This is a genomic window from Salinisphaera orenii subsp. orenii MK-B5, assembly GCF_003788635.1.
GTDB classification, from domain to species: domain Bacteria; phylum Pseudomonadota; class Gammaproteobacteria; order Nevskiales; family Salinisphaeraceae; genus Salinisphaera; species Salinisphaera orenii.
In genome coordinates this window covers 1-5,482 of record NZ_AYKH01000031.1, presented here as the reverse complement: position 1 = coordinate 5,482, position 5,482 = coordinate 1, and the positions used below count along the sequence as shown (strand labels likewise).

Below are 5,482 nucleotides of genomic sequence, written 5' to 3'. Positions count from 1 at the left end.
TGCGCTCGATCTGGGTATTGTCCTGCGCCGGCCGTTCGGGCGTGGAGACCACCTTGGTCCCCAGCGGCGCATTGGTGAACACGTCGGCCAGCGCATCCTCGACGGCGTACAGCATCTCGGCGGTGAGACTCGCGCGGTGTAGCGGACTCGTGCCGGTCCACGGGCGCTCCACGGGCGTCCCGATCTTGAAGTGCAACACTTCCCCGGCCAGCACCGTATCCGAGCGCCCACCGCCGGTATCCGGCACGGTGACGCGATAGGCGACCGGCTTGGAACCTCGGGTCGAAACGGTCCAGCTATTCGCCGCCACCAGCGTGTCGCCGCGCATGACGAACAGCGCTTCGCCGCAGAATCCCAGCGAGCGCCCGGCCATGCCTAGTACCTCGGGCGTCAGGACGTCGATGCCGGTCTCCGCCTGGCTTAGCCCGTGCTCCCATAGGGACACACACGTCTGCACCGTGCCGGTCAGCTCGGCGAGATTCCGCCGGCCGATGATGTGGTCGGCCCGGAACTGCAACGCCTGTTCGGTGTAGTTGGCGCGTTGCTCGTCGCGCGGGCTGCGCCGGAACCAATCGAATACGCCCATCGTCAAGCCCTCCGGTATGGCCGCAATAGATCGGCCGCGCCGCTGTACTGTAGTGCGCGCGCCATCCAGGTCGGGGAGCGCTCGAACTCGTCCGACAGTCCGTTACCCAGCGCCAGCGAAGCGCGTGTCACCGATGCGGACAGCGCGCACTCGTCCTGTACGTAGTGCAGCAGGCGATCGAACGCCGCCAGCACCGCCGCCGGCGGGTCCACGTCATCGCCGACCGTGGCCTTCACGCGATACGTGCCGGCCTCGAAGGCATAACCCAGCGGCCCGGCCGGGGTCTCGATGGTCCGATACGCACCGTCGCGCCAGACCTCCACCGTCTCCACCCGCGCCGGGGTCAGCGGGGGCGTCCAGTCGCCCGAACCGCAGAGCACCCACGTTACCGGGCGTTCATGCCAGCGATGGGCGATATAACCCTCGATGCGCTGCCAGAGCGCGGCCACCGTGCCGGGCGCGCCGTCGTCGCCGGCATAGTCCGCATCGGTCACGTACTGCTCGGGCTGGCCTTCGTTTTGCTTGAGCACGTCCATCACAGGTGCAGCAGCGCGCGTTCCAGCGCGGCGAGATTGCGACGGTTCCAGCCGGATGGGTTCGGCTGCCACGAACGCGCCTCGACGCTCGATTCTTCGTAGGCCGGATTCGTGACCAGCGACAGCTCGAACAGAATCGCCTCGTGCACCGTGCGGATCAGGGCCTGGCCTTCGCTGGGGTCTTCTTCCTCGACCGTCTCGGCGTTGTCGACCGTGCGCTCGGGCGGGATTCTGAAACCGGGCGAGATGCCGACCGCCAGTCCGGCGGCGAGTAGCGCCATCGCATCCTTGAAGTGCGACGTATCGGCGACCTCGGGCGCGATGTTCGCCTCGAACGTCAACGCTTCGGCGCTATCGTCCAGCGCCAGCGATTGGGTCGCACGCGAGGCGAGCGGCTTCGCCCAATCGTGGCCGACCAGCAGGCGAATATCGACTTCCGCATTCACGCTGTACTGGAACGCATGGGAGGCGAACTTTTCCTTACGCGGTCGCCCGCGCCGCCCGCCATCGGACAGCGTGGCCAGGCTGTTGTAGGGAAAACGCCCGCGCAGGGTCCGTGATCCATCGGACTCCGCGCGAACTTCCAGGCTGCCGTCGGGGGCGGCGAACAGCATTACTGAATACCGGACAGGATGCGGATCTGCTCGGGCCGGCTGACAGTCACGTCCATCGTGGCCAGCATCGTCACGCGAAGGCCGCCGCTCTGGGCGTCGGTGAACACGTCTCTTACAACGTCGATGCCGCCCCAGCGCCCGACAAAGATCGGCTGCGTGCCGCCGGCCGTGGTCGTCAGCAGGGAATTGCTCGCCACCGGGTCGCCGGTCGGATCGGCCAGCGCATTGTGACTCAAGACCACCGCGCCGAGCTTGGCCATCAGGCGGTCGAACTCGGTTACGCCCGAACCGCTGTCGAAAATCTGGGCGTCCATGCTGTCCATGATCTCGGGCCGGATCAGCGCGCGGATGGCCGATACGCTCGTGGCCGCATTCGCCAGCATGAACTCGACCGCTGCCTTGCGATAGGCCGCATAGGTCGCGGCCGCATCCACGGCCGTGGTCTGGATGCCGTAGGTCGACGCGCCCGAGATAACGCCGAGCGGTTCGCCGTTGCTGCCCGAGCCCTGAAATACGGCTTTGTCCATCTCGACCTGCATCGCGTTACGAGCGTTGCGACGGATCGCATCTTCGATGCCGGCCGACTGCAGCTGCGCCTTGCGGGTAATGGAGACCGTCGCGCCGAGCGTGTTATCCGGGCGCAGCACGCGGTTGTTCGTCTGGTACTCGGTCGAGTCGGCGACGTTGCCGCCCTCGGTCGATGCCCACGCGATCGAAGTCTTCGACGTGTTGACCGGGTATTCCTGCGCACCGCTGCCGATGTCGATCATCCGCGCGCCCATCTGCCCCATGACCGAGCCGGGGAACAGCGCGTCGATGATGTTCTGGGTCCGCACGGGATCGGGGACCGTGGTGCTCGTGGTGGCGTCGCGCTGCTCCAGGGCCTCCCACGGCACGGGCGTGCCGGTATAGGCGCCGTGACTGCGCATCTCGTCCACGACTTCCCGAGTCGCGCCCGACAGCGGGCTATTCTCGCCGCTCGCCAGATTCGCGAACACGCTCCGCACCTCGAACTGGTCGACCAGCGCATCCCATTCGGAACCTTCACGGGTCTCCAGGTCGGCGCCAGCGTCGCGGCGCTCGGCATCCTCGGCGGTGATCGCGGCCTGATAACGCGACTCGTTGACTTGGTACTCGCGATTCAAGTCTTTAAGAGAGCGCTGCTCGTCTTCGTTCGGCGCTTCGTTCGCGGCCAGCTCGGCGAGATTGGCGCGAATCTCCGACTGGCGCTTGGCAATCTTGGCGGATTCCAGCATGGGCGTTCTCCTTCCGAAAGGCTTTATCTAGCTATAGCTGTATGCCCATACAGTATAACAAACATTCGTACAAGTGTTTTATTTTTAGGCGTCAAAATCAATTATTTCCCGTCAATCAGGCGCATCCACTTGACGCGCTCGGGATTCGGTGGCGGGAAGCCCATTTCCAGGCGGGTCTTCCGGGCATGACAGGAACCGCAGAGCGTTTGAAGATTCGACATCTCGAACGCCAGTTCGGGCGCGTCGCGAACGGCCCGGATGTGATCGACCTCAAGCCGGCCGCGTCGTGAACATTGGACGCACCGCCAGCCGTCACGACGTTTCGCAGCCAGCCGTAACGCCGGCCACCGCTTATCTCGGTAGGCTTGGGCACTCGGCCGGTCGTAGCGTTTGCGGGCCTTCATGCCCATTTGAAGCCCCCGGTACGCCGCACGGGCCGGGCGTCGCGTCGTGATCCTTCGGCGACTGCCAACACGGCCGCCGCCACGGGATCAATACGCCCGGTCGAGCGGGCCTTGCTAAGCTTACCGTTGCCGCTCTCGTCCAGCGCCACAACACAATCGGACAGCGCCGAGCGCATCAGCAGGCTTTTTTCCGCCGCGATTTTCTTGTCCGCCACGGCCCGCTGGAATCGGCGGACATCTTCCGCCCCATCGCGCCAACCCATGCCCCTCCAAATCACGCGCGCATTTGCCTGCTCGGCTGCCAGCGCTTCGCCGACTTCGGCCTGTTTGAACCGGTCAGCACAGATACACTCGATGGGCGAATCCACGACATGCGCCAGGGTTTCGGCGATCCATTGCCGGATCGGCACCGTCTGATCGCCCAGCATCCGCAGCTCGCCGTCGCGCGCCATCTGGCTGTATCGGTCGCCGACATGATCGCGATGCCCTCGGGCCAATAGATCGGGGTTCGATGGGAACCAGCCGCGCGCTTCGAGCCGCTTCGTATCGGGCCAGTAAAATGCCGATGCGGTCATGGATGCCGCGCCGCCCAGATCCAGCCCGATAATCACCTTGCCCTCGCGCGGCGGTAGCTCGTCGGCCTCGCAGCGTAGCCAGTCGTCCACCTGCACGAGCATGTCGCGCCCCTCGGCGGCCACGCGCTCGTTACGGTGAAGATTGCGAAATGACGCCAGCGCCGAGCCGCCGCGCTGCATCGCCTGTTGCGCCTGCTGCACGAGCCATTCAGGCCGGGCGCCGATGCCCTCGACAGCGCCGGGATTGGCTTCCATGAGACTGTCGAAGTCGTCAGCATCCTGATTCGGTGCGGGGCGGTGTTCCTGCACGAAACAAGCCGTCGGCGGGTTGTCGCACCATTGCGAAAACGAGTTCGCGTCGTCAGGGGCGGAGGTGCTGATTATCAACATGCGGCCGTCGCGCTTGCCCAATGATGTGAGCAACGCGGCTTCTATTTCCTCGCCCCGGCCCGGTCGCCAGGCGGCGCGTTCGTCGGCGATGACCAGCGTGGCCGCACCGCCGAGCGCGGACTTACCATCCGCTGAGATGGCGCGCAGTTCGTGCGGGCCGTCGTCGGCTTCGATCTTCAACGAGAAATGCGGATGCTCGCGAGTCTGGACCTTGCCGAAACGCACCATGTCATCGGGCAGGTTCTCCAAGAACGTCTGAGCGAACCGGAACGCGGTCGCGGCCTGATCCTTCGTGCGGCCGGCGATGACGACTTCCCGCTGGGGTTGCACGCCCCATTCGCCGATTAGGTGCGTCACCGCCAGTGCCGCCGCTGTCGCGGTCTTGGCGTTGCCGCGCCCGATGCTCCAGACGCCGACCGTGACGTTATCGGCGAGCGCGCCCTCGATGAACCGCCGCTGATACGCCGCGAGGGTGATCTTGTCGCCCGCGAGCCGCCCTTGTGGCACGGGCAGGCGCTCGATCGCGGTAATTGCTTTTTCGGCTTCAGTCATTCAAAGGCTCGCTTGTGTGAAACAGATGCCCCCGCTCCGCGACCCTCCCCACGGAAATAATCCGCGGCATTGGGACCAGACCGCGCTCCGACCGACCAAACGATCATTGCAATCGCCCGGTGCGCTCGACCGCGATGGCGCGCAACTCGAATTGCGCATCACTGATCGCCGCCACCATCTCGTCGTCGGTCAGCTCGTGTTCGAGCCATGCGCGATTCAGTACGCCGGCAGCAGTGGCGATGGCCAGCTCGGCCAGCTCGGTACGGGTCAGCCCGCTGCGTCGGGCCATGTCGTGCACGTGGTCCGCCGCCCGGTCGATTCTGGCTCGTGATCGTTCGTCCATTGGTTCGTTGTCCATTGCTGCTCCCATACAGGGGGAGGGTTGTTAGTTACTTAGTGGAGCGATTTGCACCACCCTCATGTCAGACGGGCGAGCGTTGGCTTGTGCGAGCGTTGGCTGCCTCGCTGCACAATCGTTAGCTGTCCGATAGCTTCCAGATGATCGCGGGCTTTCAGATAGCGCCGCTTACTCCAGCCCATGATCCGCTCGCCTGTTGCGCCCGGTAGCT

At 65.2% G+C, this 5,482-nt stretch carries 6 protein-coding genes and 1 pseudogene; all 7 read right to left on the bottom strand.

Going from position 1 to position 5,482, the window contains the following annotated elements; all coding sequences use genetic code 11:
* A pseudogene (locus SAOR_RS12105) lies at positions 1-586 on the bottom strand (phage portal protein); the annotation flags it as partial.
* Between the two features lie 2 nt (positions 587-588).
* Positions 589-1,116 carry a hypothetical protein gene (locus SAOR_RS12100; protein WP_148077385.1) on the bottom strand — a complete coding sequence of 176 codons (528 nt, stop codon included), beginning with the start codon at positions 1,114-1,116 and terminating at the stop codon, positions 589-591.
* Positions 1,117-1,121: 5 nt separating this feature from the next.
* Positions 1,122-1,736, bottom strand: a complete 615-nt coding sequence (locus SAOR_RS12095; protein WP_123631654.1) for an HK97 family phage prohead protease — start codon at positions 1,734-1,736, stop codon at positions 1,122-1,124.
* Entirely contained in the window at positions 1,736-2,992 is a 1,257-nt protein-coding gene (locus SAOR_RS12090; RefSeq protein WP_123631653.1) for a phage major capsid protein, read from the bottom strand. The genes SAOR_RS12095 and SAOR_RS12090 overlap by 1 nt, the downstream gene beginning before the upstream one ends.
* A gap of 101 nt (positions 2,993-3,093) precedes the next feature.
* Positions 3,094-3,396, bottom strand: coding sequence for an HNH endonuclease (locus SAOR_RS17330; RefSeq protein WP_123631657.1), 303 nt, complete (start codon positions 3,394-3,396; stop codon positions 3,094-3,096).
* Positions 3,393-4,913: a terminase TerL endonuclease subunit gene (locus tag SAOR_RS12080; RefSeq protein ID WP_185015668.1), complete on the bottom strand. Its 1,521-nt coding sequence runs from the start codon at positions 4,911-4,913 to the stop codon at positions 3,393-3,395. Before SAOR_RS12080 ends, SAOR_RS17330 begins: the two co-directional genes overlap by 4 nt.
* A gap of 103 nt (positions 4,914-5,016) precedes the next feature.
* The gene (locus SAOR_RS12075; RefSeq protein WP_123631652.1) at positions 5,017-5,256 is read right to left on the bottom strand and encodes a hypothetical protein; all 240 of its coding nucleotides are present in this window, start codon (positions 5,254-5,256) and stop codon (positions 5,017-5,019) included.
* Between the last annotated feature and the right edge of the window lie 226 nt (positions 5,257-5,482).

Excerpts from the sequence above, each read along its gene's own strand:
- SAOR_RS12095 (WP_123631654.1), bottom strand. The coding sequence starts at position 1,736 with ATGCTGTTCGCCGCCCCCGACGGCAGCCTGGAAGTTCGCGCGGAGTCC.
- SAOR_RS17330 (WP_123631657.1), bottom strand. The coding sequence starts at position 3,396 with ATGAAGGCCCGCAAACGCTACGACCGGCCGAGTGCCCAAGCCTACCGA.
- SAOR_RS12090 (WP_123631653.1), bottom strand. The coding sequence starts at position 2,992 with ATGCTGGAATCCGCCAAGATTGCCAAGCGCCAGTCGGAGATTCGCGCC.
- SAOR_RS12075 (WP_123631652.1), bottom strand. The coding sequence starts at position 5,256 with ATGGACGAACGATCACGAGCCAGAATCGACCGGGCGGCGGACCACGTG.
- SAOR_RS12080 (WP_185015668.1), bottom strand. The coding sequence starts at position 4,913 with ATGACTGAAGCCGAAAAAGCAATTACCGCGATCGAGCGCCTGCCCGTG.